At 56.5% G+C, this 17,101-nt stretch carries 16 protein-coding genes; 3 read left to right on the forward strand and 13 right to left on the reverse strand.

Annotated features, from left to right (window positions below; translation table 11 throughout):
* Positions 1 to 299 precede the first annotated feature (299 nt).
* From HRF49_09425 to acsA, 13 genes are all read right to left on the reverse strand, one after another.
* Complete coding sequence (locus HRF49_09425) at positions 300 to 737, reverse strand: hypothetical protein (GenBank protein ID MEP0814867.1); 438 nt, start codon at positions 735 to 737, stop codon at positions 300 to 302.
* Positions 738 to 1,370: 633 nt separating this feature from the next.
* Positions 1,371 to 2,576, reverse strand: coding sequence for a sigma-70 family RNA polymerase sigma factor (locus tag HRF49_09430; GenBank protein ID MEP0814868.1), 1,206 nt, complete (start codon positions 2,574 to 2,576; stop codon positions 1,371 to 1,373).
* Positions 2,577 to 2,771: 195 nt separating this feature from the next.
* Positions 2,772 to 3,758: a hypothetical protein gene (locus HRF49_09435; GenBank protein MEP0814869.1), complete on the reverse strand. Its 987-nt coding sequence runs from the start codon at positions 3,756 to 3,758 to the stop codon at positions 2,772 to 2,774.
* A 2-nt stretch (positions 3,759 to 3,760) separates the two neighbouring features.
* Complete coding sequence (locus tag HRF49_09440) at positions 3,761 to 4,987, reverse strand: hypothetical protein (protein MEP0814870.1); 1,227 nt, start codon at positions 4,985 to 4,987, stop codon at positions 3,761 to 3,763.
* Positions 4,977 to 6,224: a bifunctional 3,4-dihydroxy-2-butanone-4-phosphate synthase/GTP cyclohydrolase II gene (locus tag HRF49_09445; protein ID MEP0814871.1), complete on the reverse strand. Its 1,248-nt coding sequence runs from the start codon at positions 6,222 to 6,224 to the stop codon at positions 4,977 to 4,979. The genes HRF49_09440 and HRF49_09445 overlap by 11 nt, the downstream gene beginning before the upstream one ends.
* The gene (locus HRF49_09450) at positions 6,224 to 6,877 is read right to left on the reverse strand and encodes a riboflavin synthase (GenBank protein ID MEP0814872.1); all 654 of its coding nucleotides are present in this window, start codon (positions 6,875 to 6,877) and stop codon (positions 6,224 to 6,226) included. Before HRF49_09450 ends, HRF49_09445 begins: the two co-directional genes overlap by 1 nt.
* 2 nt (positions 6,878 to 6,879) lie before the next feature.
* On the reverse strand, positions 6,880 to 7,815 hold the full coding sequence (locus HRF49_09455) for a DMT family transporter (GenBank protein ID MEP0814873.1): 936 nt from the start codon (positions 7,813 to 7,815) through the stop codon (positions 6,880 to 6,882).
* Positions 7,816 to 7,842: 27 nt separating this feature from the next.
* Complete coding sequence (locus HRF49_09460; protein ID MEP0814874.1) at positions 7,843 to 8,112, reverse strand: hypothetical protein; 270 nt, start codon at positions 8,110 to 8,112, stop codon at positions 7,843 to 7,845.
* 205 nt (positions 8,113 to 8,317) lie between these two features.
* Positions 8,318 to 10,030: a hypothetical protein gene (locus HRF49_09465; GenBank protein MEP0814875.1), complete on the reverse strand. Its 1,713-nt coding sequence runs from the start codon at positions 10,028 to 10,030 to the stop codon at positions 8,318 to 8,320.
* Between the two features lie 10 nt (positions 10,031 to 10,040).
* Positions 10,041 to 10,685, reverse strand: coding sequence for a response regulator transcription factor (locus HRF49_09470; GenBank protein MEP0814876.1), 645 nt, complete (start codon positions 10,683 to 10,685; stop codon positions 10,041 to 10,043).
* 124 nt (positions 10,686 to 10,809) lie between these two features.
* Entirely contained in the window at positions 10,810 to 12,057 is a 1,248-nt protein-coding gene (locus tag HRF49_09475; GenBank protein MEP0814877.1) for a glycine C-acetyltransferase, read from the reverse strand.
* Between the two features lie 77 nt (positions 12,058 to 12,134).
* Positions 12,135 to 12,386 (reverse strand): acyl carrier protein, encoded by a 252-nt coding sequence (locus HRF49_09480; protein ID MEP0814878.1) that lies wholly within the window; start codon positions 12,384 to 12,386, stop codon positions 12,135 to 12,137.
* A 16-nt stretch (positions 12,387 to 12,402) separates the two neighbouring features.
* A complete protein-coding gene (acsA, locus tag HRF49_09485; GenBank protein ID MEP0814879.1) occupies positions 12,403 to 14,136 on the reverse strand; it encodes an acetate--CoA ligase in 1,734 nt (577 codons plus the stop codon).
* A gap of 252 nt (positions 14,137 to 14,388) precedes the next feature.
* On the opposite strand from acsA, the gene HRF49_09490 reads away from it, so the two are divergent.
* Genes HRF49_09490 through HRF49_09500 form a run of 3 tightly spaced genes read left to right on the forward strand, consistent with a single transcriptional unit; the run spans position 14,389 to position 17,086 of the window.
* A complete protein-coding gene (locus tag HRF49_09490) occupies positions 14,389 to 14,838 on the forward strand; it encodes a hypothetical protein (GenBank protein ID MEP0814880.1) in 450 nt (149 codons plus the stop codon).
* Between the two features lie 57 nt (positions 14,839 to 14,895).
* Complete coding sequence (locus tag HRF49_09495; protein MEP0814881.1) at positions 14,896 to 15,723, forward strand: hypothetical protein; 828 nt, start codon at positions 14,896 to 14,898, stop codon at positions 15,721 to 15,723.
* Positions 15,724 to 15,760: 37 nt separating this feature from the next.
* Positions 15,761 to 17,086, forward strand: coding sequence for a glucose-6-phosphate isomerase (locus HRF49_09500; protein MEP0814882.1), 1,326 nt, complete (start codon positions 15,761 to 15,763; stop codon positions 17,084 to 17,086).
* Positions 17,087 to 17,101: the final 15 nt, after the last annotated feature.

The raw sequence follows: 17,101 nt of genomic DNA on the forward strand, positions 1-17,101 counted from the left end.
ACGCTCCAACCCAAGAATATCCGCGGTGAGGTTTTCCGGATTTCGCCTGACCGGGGACCGGAGCTATTCAGTGCGGGCGCACGCAGTGCGCCCCTGCGGTTGTTCCCCGATCCCGGCGAGTGACAATCCGCCGGGCGTTCCTGTGTCGAAATCGCAACCATCGGCACTGGGATTGTATCCGATTCCGGCTGATTCCGCCACGCCGTCGGTTTTTCACCCGATTCCTCGGCAATCCGCGGCCCAACCGCCGCGCTCTTTGGTTCTTTAACTCCCAACGCTCAACTCCGAACTCTCAACCATCAACTCTGAACACCCAGCTTTTTCTTTTCTATCTCCAGAAAGTCCTTGAGTATCGCCGCTGCGTCGGCGGGGCTGCAATCCTCCACGCCGCCCGGCCGCAGCATCACGCCCAGCAAAAGGCGCCTGACCTCCAGCGACATTTCCTCAAGCGATGCGGTGCGGAACCATTCCTCGTCATGTAGCGGAGCTTTCCCGTCCGGTATCCCCCTGCGCCGGCGCTCCAGCGCTTCGGCCTCCTCAAGCGACCGCTGCGCGGAGAGCCAGCGATCCTCGAAGCTTGCGCCCGGATCGGGAGTGATCCCGGCTTCGGCCAGCCAGCGCTTGACCGTTGCATGATGCAGGCCGAGGCGGGCGGCGATGGCGCATGGCCTCGGATCCCGCCTGAACTCCTCGACAACTGTCCGCTTCAGAAGCGGAGAAAGATTCTTGTATCCCACAGGACACCTCCACTTCAATTATACAAAACTTTTGTCCAGTGTTATGGGAGTGCACCGGCTTGCCTGTTTTTATGGGAGTGCACCGGCTTGCCGTTGCCAAGCAATACTTCCCATAATCGTGATGCGTGCAAAGCGAATGGACTGGTCCGCGTGCTGTGCACCGGCTGTCCTGTTTTTATGGGAGTGCACCGGCTTGCCTGTTTTTATGGGAGTGCACCGGCTTGCCGGTGCCGTATATCACCTTCCGCCCCGCGCCCGTCCATCGTGCTTTGTGCGATCCGGCCGTCCTTTTCACAAAGCCTGGATTAAGAGGCCGGAGCCTCCGACCACTGTAAACCTGCCTGCTCCCTGTTTCCTTATCCCTGCGCCCGAATTCCCAAGGCATCGCGTACGCGTACGCGGATCGGCCGATTATCGCGGACTATCGCGCGGCATGGCGTTGCACGCGCTCCCCGCGATCGCGCGTGGTTTTCGAGGCATCTATCGCGGCGTTTTCGCGGGATTCGCGCGGGATACCGCTGTCACAAATTCACCTTTGTGACTTCGTGTCTTCGTGTCTTCGTTGTAACAAAAAAAAAAAGGCGGCGGTTGCCCGCCGCCGCTCTCCTTGATCCCCATACCAAACCGGCCGGGTTACGGCCTCGTTCGATCGCAGAATTCGAGCAGCCCGATGAACTGGCGCTTGCGCGTCGGATGCTTGAGCTTCTTGAGCGCTTTCACTTCGATTTGCCGGATGCGCTCGCGGGTGACGTTGAACTCCCGGCCCACTTCCTCCAGGGTGCGCGGGTGGCCGTCGTCCAGCCCGTAGCGCAGGCGGATGACCTTCTCCTCGCGCTCGCCGAGGGTCTTCAGGATCTTGTCGATCTTGGCCTTGGTGAGCTCGTACATCGTCTCCACTTCGGGGGCGATGATGTTCTTGTTTTCCTGGAAATCCTGGAACAGCGAATCCTTGTCGTTGCCGATGGGCTTTTCCAGCGAAATGGGCTTCTGCGCGACCTTGAGGATGTCGCGCACCTTCTCCTCGGTCACGTCCATGCGCTCGGCGATTTCCTTGCTGGTCGGCTCGCGGCCCTTGGTCTGCTGCAGCTCCTTGGACGCCTTGGACAGCTTCGTGATGGTCTCGACCATGTGGACGGGCTTGCGGATGAGCTCGCCCTGGTCGGCCAAGGCGCGGGAGATCGCCTGGCGGATCCACCACGTGGCGTAAGTCGAAAGCTTGAAGCCGCGGTCGAGGTCGAACTTCTCGACGGCGCGGATGAGGCCCAGGTTGCCCTCCTGGATGAGGTCGAGGAAGGACATGCCGCGGTTGAGGAACTTCTTGGCGATGGAGACGACCAGGCGCAGGTTGGAGTCTATAAGGCGCTCCTTGGCGGAAAGGTCGCCTTCGCGGTAGCGGCGGGCGAAATAGATTTCCTCCTCGGGGATGAGCAGGGGCACCTGGCCGATGGCGCGCAGGTACATCTTGACGGAGTCGTCGAGGCGGAGGTTCTCGGCCTTGTTAACCTCGTCCTTGGAAAAGTGGCGGAGGGCGCCGTCGTAGCCGTAGAGGGTCTTGTTGCGGCTGCGGGCGACGGCGCGGTACGCGGGCGAGTCCAGCACCGCGATCGCCTCCTCGACGCGCTTGCCGTTATTCCCCCTCTCCTTATAAAGCGCATCCAGAAGTTTGGAGATGTTCAGATAGCCTTCGCGCGTGATTACAGGCACCGACGCGGGCTGCCCCGGCGGAGCCTCTTTCAAGTCCTTTTCCTTTTCCTTATCTCTATCCCTTGCTGAAACTGGCTTATCGGTCAACTGAAAGCGACCTCCTTGTGAAAATCGGGAAAATCCGGAATCCTGCATTCCGTTACCGTTCGCAGGACAACCGGTAAGCCAGCGGCGCCGTTGTTGATAACTCGGAAGCCGGCTGACCAGGAATTATACCGGCGAAAACACGCGTTCGCCACTTTTTACAAACATTTTCGAAAAAGTTGGTAAATCGTCTTATTGACATTGCTTTGCGGCTGTCGGCGAACCTCTTAAGGCGGCTTTTACCATTCACGATGCCGCTTTCCAAAAATCGGCGGCACGGGAAATTATGTGTGTTATCGCGATTTCAGCGGCGGAGTACGGATCAGTTTTTCCAGCGGAAGCGGCGCCCGCAAGCCTTTCCACGGTTTCTATGACCGATCGGTCGGATCGCAGAGCCTTCGAAAATGCGCCTTCCACGAGTTCCCGGATCAATCCGGCCGTTTTTCCTTGAAGGCGCTCCGCCGCGGCGCCGGGATTGCCTTCGATATCGTCATATATCCGCAGGATGAGTCTCCAAACATCGGTTACGCCGCTTCCTTCGCCGGCAGAACAGCGGACGATATGCCGGGAAGTCGAACCCGCGTTTCCGTATTCCGCTTCGAGCAACGCCGCCAAAGCGTCCGCGCCCGGCAGGTCGCACTTGTTAACTATGAATACCTCCGAGGTTTCCAGCAAGCCTGCTTTGAGAGTCTGAACGGAGTCTCCGGAGCCGGGAGCGAGAACGAGGCACGTGAAATCCACGATATCCGAAATCGAGCCGCCCGTTTGTCCCACGCCGACCGACTCCACAAAAATGAATGATGCTCCCCAGTGCTCCATCAAAACCGCGGCGGCGGCGGCCGCGAACGAGGATCCGCCTTTTGCGCCGCGGGAAGCTATGCTGCGCACGTAAACTTTCTCATCCTGGACTTCCCCGCCCAGCCTTACCCGGTCGCCCAGCAGGCTTCCCCCGGTAAGTTCGCTCGTGGGATCCACCAATATCAATCCAATCTTGAATCCTTCGGCAAGCGCCGGGGTGAGAAGCCTTGATATCAATGTGCTTTTTCCCACTCCCGGCGGACCGGTGATTCCGATGCGCTTCGCCCTGGCCGGCAACGCGTCCATTTTCGAAATCAGCCCCGCCGCGGATTGGATGGATTTCTCCGCGATAGTGACGGCGCGGGATAGCGCAAGCCTGTCGCCGCGCTTTACGTCGCGGAGCAATTCACCGATTTCCGTATTTTTCGCCGTCACAATCAGCTTCCGCGGTCCGCGGGGGTATAACGGAAAACCTTTGCAGCGCCTCTGTCCGCTATCCAAATATCGCCGGAATAGTCGGCGAAAATTGTTCGCGGCTCCACGAGATCACCGTCACCGAACCTCCCCAATATTTCGAAATTGCTCGCGAGAAGCACGACCGACGGAGGATCGGCGACAAGAACCGCCAACCGGCCTCCATCAAGAATGGAGATGTCGATTGGGCGCGAAAACAATTTTTTCTTTCCGCTGATCCCGTCAATAATCTTCAATAACTCGCCTTTGTACGTCAGCACTTTGATTCTGTTGTTGCCCGAATCGCACACGAGCAGCTTGTTCTCCCCGGGGCTGGGCTCTCCGTCTATAACCGGAGTGAAAATCGCCAGACCCCCAATCCCTCGAAACTGAAAACGCGCCGCTCCCGTATTCGACAAAAGCGCCCTGACAGACTCAATCGCTCTGGTGTCGTCCCCGGCATCAAGCAACTTCAGGTAATAGCCTCTAAACCCCACCATGCTCTTTTTGTTGATATAAACATCGTTTCCGTTGCTGTCAGCGGTGTAGAACTCGTCAACTTCCTGGTCTGTGAGGGCATAATTCGAAGACCCGTCCACTGCGAGGTAACCGGGTCTTATCGCCATATGCAGCTTTTTATTCCTGTAAAACTGGCCAGTCGACGTGAACTCTATCACTTCCGGAACCGCAACCGGTTCGGGCACCAGGGATGAAAAAAACGAATTAAGAACGAAAATGTGGCCTGAAGCAAATTCCAAATCTTCCGGCCGAAAGAACCGGTGAAGGGCGATTTCGTGTCTTAAGGCTTCAGAAGATGGATCGACCATCGTTGCGTTGGACAACGCAAGCTCATCGTTTCCCAACGCGTAATCGTCAATTTTGAATCCGCATCCTATCGAGCTTTGAAATTTGCCGCGTTCGTCGAATACGTAAATCGCGCTGTAAGCTCTGTCCGCGACGTACACATTGCCGGCGCCCGCGGCCACGGATGCAAGCTCTTCGAATTTCCCCGCCGGCGTTTCACTTCCATCGAAGCCGAGCGCAAGCTTGTATAAAGCGGCGTCCGGTTTTTGTCCACCTCCGTCCCTTGCGGCTTCCGCATCTTTGGAATCTTCGCCAGGATTGCATCCAGCCATGAAGATGCATGCAACAAGCGCGAATGCAACAGCGGGATACCAAAACAGTGCCGAGTGATTGCGATTATTGTGCATTCCCGCCCTGCGCGACCTCCATGCTTTCTTCAAGCAAATGTCCCATTCTCTCCTTCTTCGTGCTCAAGTACCTTCTGTTTTCGTCGTTGCAAACAACCTCCAGAGGAACAGGCACCCGCTCGACGATTTCCAAACCGTAACCTTCCAAACCGATCATTTTTAAGGGATTGTTCGTTATCAGGCGAATTTTCCGAACGCCGAGCATCCGCAGAATTTGAGCACCAACTCCGTAATCCCGCTTGTCGGGCGGGAAACCAAGTTTAACGTTTGCTTCCTGCGTATCGTAACCCTCGTCCTGCAAAGCGTATGCCTTGATTTTGTTCGCCAGCCCGATACCGCGCCCTTCTTGATTTAGATAGACGAGAACACCCTTGCCGGCATCCGCAATGGCTTTCATCGAGAACACAAGCTGATCGTTGCAATCACAACGAAGGCTGCCAAGCGTATCTCCGGTGAGACATTTGCTGTGCATTCTCACAAGTACGGGCTCTTCGGGCAGAATATCCCCCATCGTCAAAGCGACGTGTTCTTCCGCCCCGTCTTTGGTCGCGAACGCGACAATCCTGAAATGGCCGTACTTCGTCGGCAAATCCGCCGAGGCGACGTTTTGAACCCAGTTTTCTTTCTGCAGCCGGTAATGGACGATATCGGCGACTTGAACGATTAAAAATCCGTGCTCCCGGGCAAACGACTCCAAGTCCTTCATCCGCGCCATGCTGCCGTCTTTGTTTTTGATTTCGCAAAGGACTCCGCCCGGAGTGAGCCCCGCAAGCTTGGTCAGGTCGATTATTCCTTCGGTTTGCCCCACCCTCCGCAACACGCCGGCGGGATCCGCCCGCAGCGGAAAAGTATGGCCAGGCCTCAAAAGGTCGTCGGGCTTGGATGCCGGATCCATCAGCACCTGAATCGTTCTCGCTCTGTCTCTGGCGCTGATTCCTGTTGTAGTGCCGGATTTGGCGTCCACGGACACCGTGAACGCGGTGCCATGTCTTTCCGTGGGTTTGTCCACCATTAGCGGCAGATCGAGCGCGGCAAGCCGCTCCGAAGTCATGGGGACGACGATAAGCCCCCTTGCGTGCTGCTCCAGAAAGTTGATGGCCTCCGGCGTGACAAATTGCGCCGCCATTGCGAGGTCTCCCTCGTTTTCACGGTCGGCGTCGTCGACAAGTATTATGAAGCGGCCGGAACGAAGCTCTTCGAGAGCCTTTTCCACCCGCTCGATTCGATCGATTTCCATCAATAACCCCATAAGGAAAGCTGCTCGAAAGAAAGCTTCGAGTCGCTCCCGATGATACCCGAGACCGACCTGACCACTGCTTTGACGATTAAGTCGAACTCAAGATTCACAATGTCCCCGCATTCAACCCAAGGAAGCTTCGTCCTTTTCCAGGTTTCGGGCACCAAAACGCATCCAAATGCGTCCGAATCGATTTCCTGCAACGTAAGACTGATTCCGTCCACCGCGATAGAGCCCTTGGAAACCAAATACGGCTTGGAATCCCTTTCGACGGCGATCTCCAGCCAGCCGTCCTGCCCAATAGGCGGTCGAACAGTGCGCACTTTTCCCATGGAATCAACGTGCCCGGCCACAAAATGGCCGCCGATGGAATCGCCGCTTTTCAAAGCAGGTTCGACATTCACCTTGTCCCCGGATTTCAGGCTGCCGAGCGTTGTCGCAATTGCGGTTTTGCCGGTTACGAAGAATTCAAGAGCATCGTCGCAATTTTTCTCCGCCGTAAGGCAAACTCCATCAATCGCGACAGAATCCCCGGCTTTGGCTGCAAATCCAAAATCCGTACCCGATAAGGGATTTATCGCAAGCCGGATACCGGACCCGCTTGAAACGGCGCTTTTGACGACGCCGACCGCCTGAATCAGCCCAGTGAACACGTTTAGATTTTATCACTCACGCTTCGATCCGGCGGCCGCCGAACCATGTTGGAATGCGCCATCCATACGCCAAATATCGCCAGCACCCCTCCGACGACAAAAGGAAGTGTGATTTCCTCCGCGCCGAATGCGGCATAGCTGTAAACAGCGGCAACCATCGGCTGAAGGCTCATCAGCACTCCCAGTTTTGCAGTCTCAACCCGCGCGAGCGCCCAGTACCACAGGGCATAAGATAGAACCGACGTTCCAAGCGAAACGTAAAGCAGAGATATCCATCCGATCGGCGAAACGGGCACACTTGCCGAATACTGGCGGTACGCCAGGGGAAAGAGCGGAAGCACCATCGCCAATCCAACCAGCTGAATAGCCGTCATGCTGAAAAAGGCGCCGTATTTCGTAACGAATTCCTTGCCGGCGACGGTGAATGCCACCCAGCTTAGCATTGCGACGAGTATGAGCACGTCTCCCCGGAAGCTGTCGTTTGCCCAAGAGATCCCTTGTCCCGAAATCACAACGGAGGCGCCGACCACCGACAAAAGGATTCCCGCCCATCTGTAGGCCGGTACCGTTTCTTTGAGGTAAATACCCGCGAATAAGGCCACGAAAATAGGCGCAAGGGAGTAGATTAACGCGCCGTGCGTAGTCCTGGACAGGTTCTGTCCGAAAAGAAAGAACCCCTGGTTGATGGGAATCAGCAGGATGGACAAAAGCGCAAGCATTGCCCAGTCCCGCCGCTCTATCCGGCGGATTCTGCCGGTGGCCAGGCAAAACAGCCACAGAACCAAACCGCTCAAGCAAAACCGGAGCAATGCAAACGGGATTACGGGAATTTCAGCCGTGCCGAGCTTGGCAAAAAGGTATGTCCCGCTGACCAGGAACAGCTGAAGAGTCATCAGCGGAATGTAAGCGCGCAACGTCAAGCCGGAGAATGTTAACATGCGCGAAACAAATCCGCGTCCCCGCCGCTAATCGTAATTCGCCGCTTCGTCCACATAGGAAAAAAAGTTGAATACGGCGCCGAAAAACCACCCAATGGCGAAGCCCAGCAGGAGCGCCGAAAATGCGCCCAGCAGCACGCCCACAATGGTTGTATCGTAACCCCAGTACAAGCTCCGAAGCACGCGAACCACTTCCGTGCCCAGCCTGAAAAAGCCGGCAACAATGCCGAGCGCGATCGTAAATACAGCATTGGTGACGGCCAGCGCCACACCGCTTCTGAAGGGATGAAACCTCATGAAGGGGAATTTTAGCAAACGCGAGCTCGTACAACCGTTGCCAAGGCAAAAAAAAGGCCTTCCCTATTAGGAAGGCCCTCATTGGGGGGAGGGGTAATTGAAGCTGGAAGCCATCAGGGGCGACTTCCGAACGTTTAGACGCACGACATCAGCTTTTGTTCCCGGTTTCGGGAGCAAAAGTTGTTAAAAGTTGTAACGGAAACGGCTATGGAGACGTCTCGCCGAAGTGATACCCGATGGTGGAAACGTCGGTTTCGTCTATGACACCGTTCAAATCTGCATCGCGGAGGGGCGAGTATCCCTCCCGGCCCGAGGTAAGACCGAAATTCTCGTCTACAACCGCTATGTCCATGTCGTCCACAACTCCGTCGAGATTAAGGTCACCGGGCGTGGTTACAATATATACATCCACAGCCACGTCCGCGGACTCGCCCACCCTCGTCACCCGAGCGGTGACCGTGTAATGCCCGTTTCGAATGCCGGCCAAGGCAAGGGAATTGCCTTCAAAATCGAAGGGCTGCTCCGACGGCGTAAAGTATGGAATGTCCAGGAACGGCGCCCCAACCGGCCTTATGTACCACTTGACACCGTCGTAATCGGGATTGTTTGCAACCGAAAAACGGAAATCGCCGAATACAATCTCGTCCGGAGCGGGACTTGTCAGTTCCGGAGAAAGATCGTCCCAGACGACGAAATCCAGAGGATTCGAGAATTGATCCCGGGCCTTGACGAAAACCTGGCCGGAAATCACGCCTTCCGGAATCTCCACCACCACCCTGGTGTCGCTCCAGAGCGGATAGTTTTCGCCCGATTTAAGCAGCGGAAAAGTGACAAGGCCGCCGCTGCGCGTCGAGCCGAAGTTGATGCCGTCTATCACGAACAACTGGCCGGGGCGGCCGCCGGAGGTCAACGCCGAATCTATTCTCGGATGGGCCGAAAATGGAACGGTGTTTGTGGCTTTGCCGTCTATGAGGGCGAAAATTTGGCCCACACGCGTATTTTTGGGGACTTTCAACTCGATTTCCGAGTCCGTCCAGCTGATAATGTTTTGGATGGGGCTTGCAGTCAGGCCGGGAAACAGCACGAGATTGCTGCTTGAAAGCTCGCCAAGGTTGCCGCCGTGCAAATGAATGATATCGCCTTCCGCTCCGTGATCGGGCTCGGCATGAAACAGAAACGGATTGAGAACGGTGAAAGGCTGGTCCGTTTGGGCCGCGGTGCCCGCTATCGAGACGGTAATCGGCCCCGTGACGGATGAATGCGGCACATCCACCTGGATTTCACCGGCCGACCAGGAAGCGATCGCCGCCTGCGCCAAACCGCCGTTCCCGGTCGGGAAGAACACTTTGTCGGTGTCCGCATCGTACTCCCCGAAGTTTGAGCCGGTTATCGCGATGCGATCGCCCCAATACCCTTCGGAAGGCACCGGAACGCTTGGATTGAATTCCGACGTGGTGAAGGACATCTGGTTGGACATGGGGCCTTCGTTTCCGTAAATGTCCAGTGCGGAAACGCGGTAGTAGTAAGTCCAGGGAACAATGAAGAACCCGTTTTCGAACAGGTCCAGGACGACCACCGACGAGCCGCTTTCCGGCTGGGGAATCAGCGTGTCGCCGCCGACCGTGATCCGCAGCGACGGATCGGGAGCGGTAATCGGCAGGGAATCGCGGTAAACGTAATAGCCCGCGACTCCGGGATTCGTCAGGCGGGTGAATGTTATTTGTATTCCCTTGGGAAGCCCTGAAGCATTCTTTTCGGAATCCTCAAAACGCTCTGCGGATATCAGCACGGGAGCCGGCGGATCGGAGGAGCCGCGGATTGCCGATGCCCCTGTTCGGTTGTCGCCGGTGCAGGAGGAGACCACAATTGAGATGAATGCGAATGCAAACAAGCAAGAATGATGACGAAAGCAAAACATATGAAACCGCCTAGTTTTTTTTGGATGTGTAAAGCCCCTTCAAAACGCTGACGAATCTGATATGGTGGATCGGCTTCATCACAAAATCGCTTGCGCCTGCCTTGATCGTTTCGTAAATCTCGTCGCGTCCCATGCTGTTGGACAGGACGACGATCTTGCAGGACGGAAGCACCTGGCGAAGCGCCGCTATCGTCGTTTTGAAATCCAGCCCCGACATTCCGTAGTCCAATATCATGATGTCCGGATTTGTTTCCTTCGCCCGCGGAAGTATCTCTATCGGAGTCGCGGCTTCGCCGACCAGCGCGAAGCCGTTCGAGTCGAGGATGCTCTTGAGGTTGATCCTGAACAGCCGGTTGGAGTCCGCAATCATCACTGTTTTGACTCCAACAGGAGCCGCTGGACGGGCGACCGCGGCTGCGGGCTCGGAATGCGCCGGTTGCGGCGGCGTTTGGCGCGCGACGGGCTGCTCCGCCGCAGGCTGCGCGGATTGAGCCTGTGCCGGCTGACCCGACGCGGCCTTTCCCTGCATCAACTCGATGTTTTCCGCTTTGAGACGTTCGACAACTTGCTGAAGCTCGGCCAGCTCCTGTTCGCGCTTGGCCAGCAGTTCGACAACGGCTTCCAGCGCTTCAAGTGTTTCCAATTCCTTGCTCATCGCGCGCGGTTCAATACCCCCGGATGAGTATAACATCGAACAGCCGATTCGCGCCCGCCAAAACGGCTTCCCGCATTCGAGCGCCAGGGTGTGGGATTGGATATGCGGACGGCCGCAAATTGCTCTACAGCCCGTACTTCGCGATGATCTCGTCTTTCTTCAATCCAAGGATGCCGTATTTTCCACCGATCTTCTTGAACGCTTCCAGCGCCTTGTCGAGGTGGTGGGTTTCGTGCGCGGCGGAAATCTGTGTGCGGATGCGGGCCTGGCCCTGCGCCACGACCGGGAAAAAGAATCCTATAACGTATATTCCTTCATCCATCAGGTCGCGGGAGATGTCCTGCGAGAGCTTTGCGTTGTAGAGCATTATCGGCACGATAGGAGTCTCGCCCTGCTTGAGGTCGAATCCCGCTTCGGTCAGCCCCTTGCGCCAGTACGCGGTGTTGGCTTCCAGTTTGTCGCGGCGCTCGGTAGTCGCCGAAATGATGTCGAGAACGCGTATAGCGCCCGATACAATCACAGGAGCGACGGTGTTTGAAAACAGGTACGGCCTTGCGCGTTGCCGGCACAGGTCTACAAGCTCGCGACGCCCGCTCACGCAGCCGCCCGACGCGCCGCCAAGCGCCTTGCCGAGCGTCGTCGTGATTATGTCTATCCGGCCGAGCACGCCGCAGTGCTCGTGCGAGCCTTTGCCGCGCTTGCCGATGAATCCCGACGCGTGTGAATCGTCCACCATCACCATCGCGTCGTATTTGTCAGCGAGTTCGCAGATTTGATCCAGCTTTGCGATGTCGCCGTCCATCGAAAAGACGCCGTCGGTGATGATCATCCTAAACCGCGCATCCTTGTTCTCCTGCAGTTTTTTTTCAAGGTGCGACATGTCCGAATGCTTGTATGTGTCGTACTTGGCGGAACACAAGCGAATTCCGTCCACTATGGACGCGTGAATAAGCCTGTCGGCTATCATCACGTCATCCTTAGTCAGAACGGCTTCGAAGACTCCCGCGTTCGCGTCCATGCAGGACGGAAACAAAACCGTATCCTCGGTTTCCAGAAACGCCGTCAGCTTGTTTTCAAGCTCGCGATGGATATCCTGCGTTCCGCAGATGAACCGGACGCTCGACATTCCGTAACCGCGGCTGCCCAATCCGTCATGCGCGGCTTTTACGATTTCGGGATGGCTGGACAATCCCAGATAATTGTTGGCGCAGAAATTGAGCACCTTTCTCGGAGCCGAGCCGGCCGGATATTCGACCTCGATTTCCACTCCCTGCTCGGAGTGGATGTAACGCTCCTCCTTGTAAAGCCCGTCGCGTTTGATGCCCGCAAGCTGCTCCTGGTAGATGGAGCGTGCGGTGTCCGAATATGCCATGACCTGATCAACCTCCCTTGCGCGGCCGCTCGAAAAACCGCCGACCGCGCGGAATGAACTGCAAAGTTCGATTTGGACTACTCGGCGTCCGGCGCGTATTCCTTCACCAGCGCGATTATCTTTCGCACGGTGTCGAAAGCCTCCGGCGTCGCCCTCTCGTCGGGAATGCTTATCTTGTATTTGTTCTCCAAGAAAGCCTTCAGCGACACCATGGAAAACGAATCCACGATGCCGGACGAAATCAACGGGGTATCCAAAGTCACCTCGTCGTCGTCGTCTTCCAAATACTCCTCGGTTATGTAGTTGATCACGACGTTCTCTATTGCCATTTGCTGCTCCTTTTCGTTAATCCTGCTCAAGCGTGGAAAGATCGCCGACCGGCTCGCCCCGGTCCATCGCGCGCAGCACCCTGCGCATGATTTTCCCGCTTCGGGTTTTCGGAAGGCTGTCAACGAATTCGACGTACTGCGGCATCGCAAACGGCGAAAGCTTCTTGCGGATGAAGTTCATTATCTTCAGCTCCAGTTCCTTTGAAGCTTCGAATCCCGGCTTAAGCGAGATATATGCCTTTACAACTTCCATATTGACCGGGTCGGGCGTGCCGATCGCCGCGGACTCGGCCACGGCCTCGTGCTCCAGAAGCGCGCTTTCCACTTCAAACGGCGCGACCAGATGCCCGCCGGTGTTTATAACGTCGTCGTCGCGCCCCTCGAACCAATAGTAACCGTTCTCGTCCAGGCGCGCCCGGTCGCCCGTGATGTACCATCCGTTTATAAACTTCGACTCGTACTTTTCAGGACTTCTCCAGTACTGGCGGAACATGGAAGGCCACGGCGGCTTGAGAGCAAGTTTGCCCGCCTTGCCGGTTCCATCCATCTCCTTGTATTCGTCGTCCAAGATTCCGACCGTAACGCCCGGAAACGGCTTGCCCATGGAACCGGGATAAATCTTCATACCGGGAAAGTTCGTAATCATGATCGCGCCCGTTTCCGTTTGCCACCAAGTATCATGGAAGGGCTTGCCGTAAACTTTCTGCGCCCAGACGACAGCTTCCGGATTGAGAGGCTCGCCGACGCTGCATAGGTGGCGAAGCGACGAAAGATCGTAACCGGGAATAATCGGCTCGCTGTCGCGCATCAGCAGCCTGATTGCGGTCGGCGCGGAATACCAAACCGTAACCCTGTGCTTTTCGATTGCGGCATACCACCGCGCCGGAATGAATCCAACCTCCAGAACGACCTGCGTGACGCCTATGCTCCACGGGCCGATTACGCCGTACGAAATACCGGTCACCCAGCCCGGATCGGCGGTGCACCAGTAAATATCGTCCGGCCGGAGATCGAGCACCCATTTGGTGGTCAAGTGCTGGCCGAAGATGGCGTTGTGGACATGCAAAGCTCCCTTGGGTTGCCCCGTGGTGCCGGATGTATAGTGAAGGACGGAAGGCGTCTCAAAATCGGCGGGGAAAATGTCCCAATTATCCACTCTTTCCGAAGACTCGACGTCGAAAAACGTCTCGTTATCGGCGACTTTGGAAGGCTCGCCGTCAACTACGATTACGTTTTTCAGCGCAGGCAGGTTCTCGCGGACTTTCCTTACGCGCTTAACGAGCTTCGCGCTCGTGATGATCGCGCATGCCTCCGCATCGGCCAGCCTTACTTCGAGCGAGTCCTCGCCGAATGCGGAAAACATCGGCATGGCGATTGCGCCGATTTTGAGGATTCCGAAAAACGCGAAATAAAGCGCCGGAATCCTGTCGAGGTATATCGAAACACGGTCGCCCGGCTTGACTCCCAATTCCGTCAATTTTTTTGCGAACGCGTTCGAGTACAAACGCATCTGGTCGTAGGTGTACTTCCTCTCTTCGCCCTCGTTCGATTCCCAAATAAGGGCGGTTTTTCCGGAGAGTCCGCGCTCGCAGTTGCGGTCCACGCAGAAGTAGGCGATATTGAATAGGGAATTATCCTCGTACCCAAGCTCCTTTTTCGCGACAGACCAATCGAACGACGCGCGGCGCGCATCGTACGGGCCGATGTTCGTTTCATCGGGGGATACTATGCTCAATTCGATTTCGGCCATCATCGCTCCACGGAAAGCCTGGAATTTGCCGGTCGGAACGTCCCGAAAGGCGCAAGATTCTAACATGCGTATTACAACCTGCAGGCTGAATTATCAGGAGTGAAACGGTTCACAACATCGCTTTTTGCCGCATTTCTGTCAACAGATTGTTGTTACAATCGCATTGTGTCTTTCCACTTGACAGCAAGCGAAGAAGGAGCATTGCCGCCTCCAGGCCAACATATCGGCCCTTTGGAATTTTATGTCCGCGCGTTGGGCCTTGCGGAATCAATCCGCCTTCACAAAACCTGGCCCATTCACGCTCTCGTCGCCATAAAGCGAAGCGGCTGGGTTTTGGGAGTCCAGCTTTCGGACATTCTTCGCACTCCAGTATTTTCGCTTTCGGAAATTGCCAGCATCCCGGCGCGTTTAAGCCGGATTGCGGTCATAGATACAGTGCATTGGACGGGGCGGAGCTTCGCGCGACACATCCGCGCCCTTCGAAAAGCATCCATCGAGCCGTGCCTGGCGGCTGCATTGTTCAGCAAAACGCGTCCGGAGGACGTCGAGGGCGTCCCGTTTTTGCCGGGAGCAAGAGCATTGCTAATTCCGCGATTCCAGTTTCACAGGCAGTTCAGGTTGGACCGGGAACGGGAAGCCCGGTTTTTGGAATTTGCCTCAAGGCTGCGTGCACTTCAAGAACATGCCAGTCCGTCAACCTGAGCCATGTTATACTCGACGGGGGTTGATTCTCAACGGGATGAGTCCCGGGGGTGATGTATGCGGTGTTTTCTTTTCTTGACTGTTTTGGCCGCGATGTTGGTGTCCGGCTGCGGCACCGCGGATAACGAGCGCAGAAATTCGCTTTTGACCGAAACGGTTATATCGCCGGGAGAAGACGACTTTGCCGACATGGACAGCGGTACGAGGGTTGATTTTCCGGCCGGAACATTCCGCTCCGAAACCATAGTACTTATCAGCGATACGCTGGTGGGCACGGAAATCGACGCAGCGTACTTTCCCGAAGGGGCTGCGACCGTACTCGGCGCGCTTATCCTTAATTCGCCGGTGGACACCAGCTTTCACAAAAACATCACATTCACTTTCGTACTCAACACCGCCGTCGCGGCCGGAAGCACCTGGAAAATTTACAAATACGACGAATTCGAACTCGCCTGGATAGAAATCATCGGAATCGTTGCGCAGGCGGACGCGTCCGGACTGCTTGCCTCGGCAGTCATGCCTTCCAGCGGCGTGCAGGGTTACGGGGGAAGCTTCGCGCTTTTCGCCGAAAAGCCTTCGGACGAAAGTCCAAACGTCCCCCCGGAGCTAAGCGGAGACGGAATTTCAATGGATCCCGAAACACCGGTGGAAAACGAGGTCGTGACCTTTTCCGCGGCAGTGGTTGATGCCGACGGGGACTTGCTCAATTTCAGCTGGGACGACGGCTCGGAGGAATACGGAGTATTCAGCAACCAGCGGTACGACGGAGAAACGGTATCGGTGGACTGGATAACAACGTTGACCGGACCTTACACGATCACGCTGTCGGTGGATGACGGAAAAGGACTCCCGGTCACCGTGACAATGGAAATTACAGTCGTCTGAGTACGGTCTGTCGGGCCATCTGCCGGTGGAGGGCGCCGTGATTGAACTCGATTACACGCATTGTCTTAGACGCAGCGTCGGGGATGTCGGCTTCGACTGGGAAGAGCTGGTCGAGCCCATAAAGGCCGCGCACGAACCGGTCTTTTATCTGCTCAATAATCCCCACAAGTGGCCTATCGGCTGGTATCACCTTCCCGAAAAACGTCCCGCTTTGGAGCGTTGCAAGGAGCTTGCCGCAGAAATAAACGCCAAGGCGGACAATCTGCTGCTGCTGGGAATCGGCGGAAGCGCGCTGGGAAACATCGCGTTGCGCCAGTCGCTCAATCCACCGCGTGCAAACGAATTTGCGGGCAGTTTGAAGCTCCACGTTCTGGATAATGTTGATCCCAGGGTCACGCACGGAATCCTGGACAGGCTCGACCCGGCGAGAACTTACGTCAACGTCATTTCGAAAAGCGGCGATACGCTTGAAACGATGGTCAACCTTTTCGTGACGCTGTCGCACTTCAAAAAGAAGCTCTTTCCGGAGGAAGTTTCGAGAAGGTTTATCGCCACAACCGAGCCGGACAGGGGCATTTTGAGGCAGCTGGCGCGCGAGAACAACTGGCGCACGCTTCCTATCACTCCGGACGTGGGCGGGCGTTTCAGCGTGCTGGGCTCGGTGGGACTTTTGTCCGCAGCTGCAACCGGCGTGGACGTGGACGCTTTGTTGGACGGCGCGCTGGACATGCGCGAAGCCTGCACGGGAAGCAATCCGGCGGGCAATCCCGCGCTGCTTTTGGCTCAAGTCAACTACAAATTCGCCGTCGAAAGGCGGCTTCCCATTTCGGTCATGATGAGCTACAGTGAGGCGATGTACGCATGGGCGTGCTGGTGGCGGCAGCTTTGGGCCGAAAGCCTCGGAAAAAAGAAATCGGCCGATGGTGACGAATTGCCCGGCCCCGCGGGAACCACTCCGCTGGCAGCGCTCGGAACCACCGACCAGCACAGCATGGTGCAATTGTTCATGGAAGGGCCGGCCGACAAGCTGTATTGCATCGTAAGGCAATCGCTTTGGGATTCTTCGCCGCAACAGATCGAGGTTCCGCCGGCCGCGAAATCCGGATTCGGATACTTGGACGGCCAGGCGTACGAGGCCGTGCTTAACGCCGAATGCGACGCGACCGTAGGCTCGCTTGCCGATGCGGGCCGTCCGGTTTATCAAATAATTCTGCCCAAACTTGACGCGTATTACTGCGGCCAGTTCATCATGCTCTGGGAGCTTGCAGTCTCGTTTCTGGGGATTATGCTCAACGTAAATCCCTTCGACCAGCCGGGAGTCGAGGCCGGCAAGATTGCGACGCGCCGCAGCCTGGGAGGCTGAACCGTCCGGCTTTGC

Source organism: bacterium, from assembly GCA_039961635.1.
Classification (GTDB): domain Bacteria; phylum 4484-113; class 4484-113; order JAGGVC01; family JAGGVC01; genus JABRWB01.

What these genes read in the sequence shown, in the direction of transcription:
- HRF49_09470 (MEP0814876.1), bottom strand. Translation starts at nt 10,685, where the DNA reads ATGAGCAAGGAATTGGAAACACTTGAAGCGCTGGAAGCCGTTGTCGAA.
- HRF49_09440 (MEP0814870.1), bottom strand. Translation starts at nt 4,987, where the DNA reads ATGCACAATAATCGCAATCACTCGGCACTGTTTTGGTATCCCGCTGTT.
- HRF49_09480 (MEP0814878.1), bottom strand. Translation starts at nt 12,386, where the DNA reads ATGGCAATAGAGAACGTCGTGATCAACTACATAACCGAGGAGTATTTG.
- HRF49_09495 (MEP0814881.1), top strand. Translation starts at nt 14,896, where the DNA reads ATGCGGTGTTTTCTTTTCTTGACTGTTTTGGCCGCGATGTTGGTGTCC.
- HRF49_09445 (MEP0814871.1), bottom strand. Translation starts at nt 6,224, where the DNA reads ATGGAAATCGATCGAATCGAGCGGGTGGAAAAGGCTCTCGAAGAGCTT.
- HRF49_09430 (MEP0814868.1), bottom strand. Translation starts at nt 2,576, where the DNA reads ATGCAGGATTCCGGATTTTCCCGATTTTCACAAGGAGGTCGCTTTCAG.
- HRF49_09465 (MEP0814875.1), bottom strand. Translation starts at nt 10,030, where the DNA reads ATGTTTTGCTTTCGTCATCATTCTTGCTTGTTTGCATTCGCATTCATC.
- acsA (MEP0814879.1), bottom strand. Translation starts at nt 14,136, where the DNA reads ATGGCCGAAATCGAATTGAGCATAGTATCCCCCGATGAAACGAACATC.
- HRF49_09475 (MEP0814877.1), bottom strand. Translation starts at nt 12,057, where the DNA reads ATGGCATATTCGGACACCGCACGCTCCATCTACCAGGAGCAGCTTGCG.
- HRF49_09455 (MEP0814873.1), bottom strand. Translation starts at nt 7,815, where the DNA reads ATGTTAACATTCTCCGGCTTGACGTTGCGCGCTTACATTCCGCTGATG.
- HRF49_09460 (MEP0814874.1), bottom strand. Translation starts at nt 8,112, where the DNA reads ATGAGGTTTCATCCCTTCAGAAGCGGTGTGGCGCTGGCCGTCACCAAT.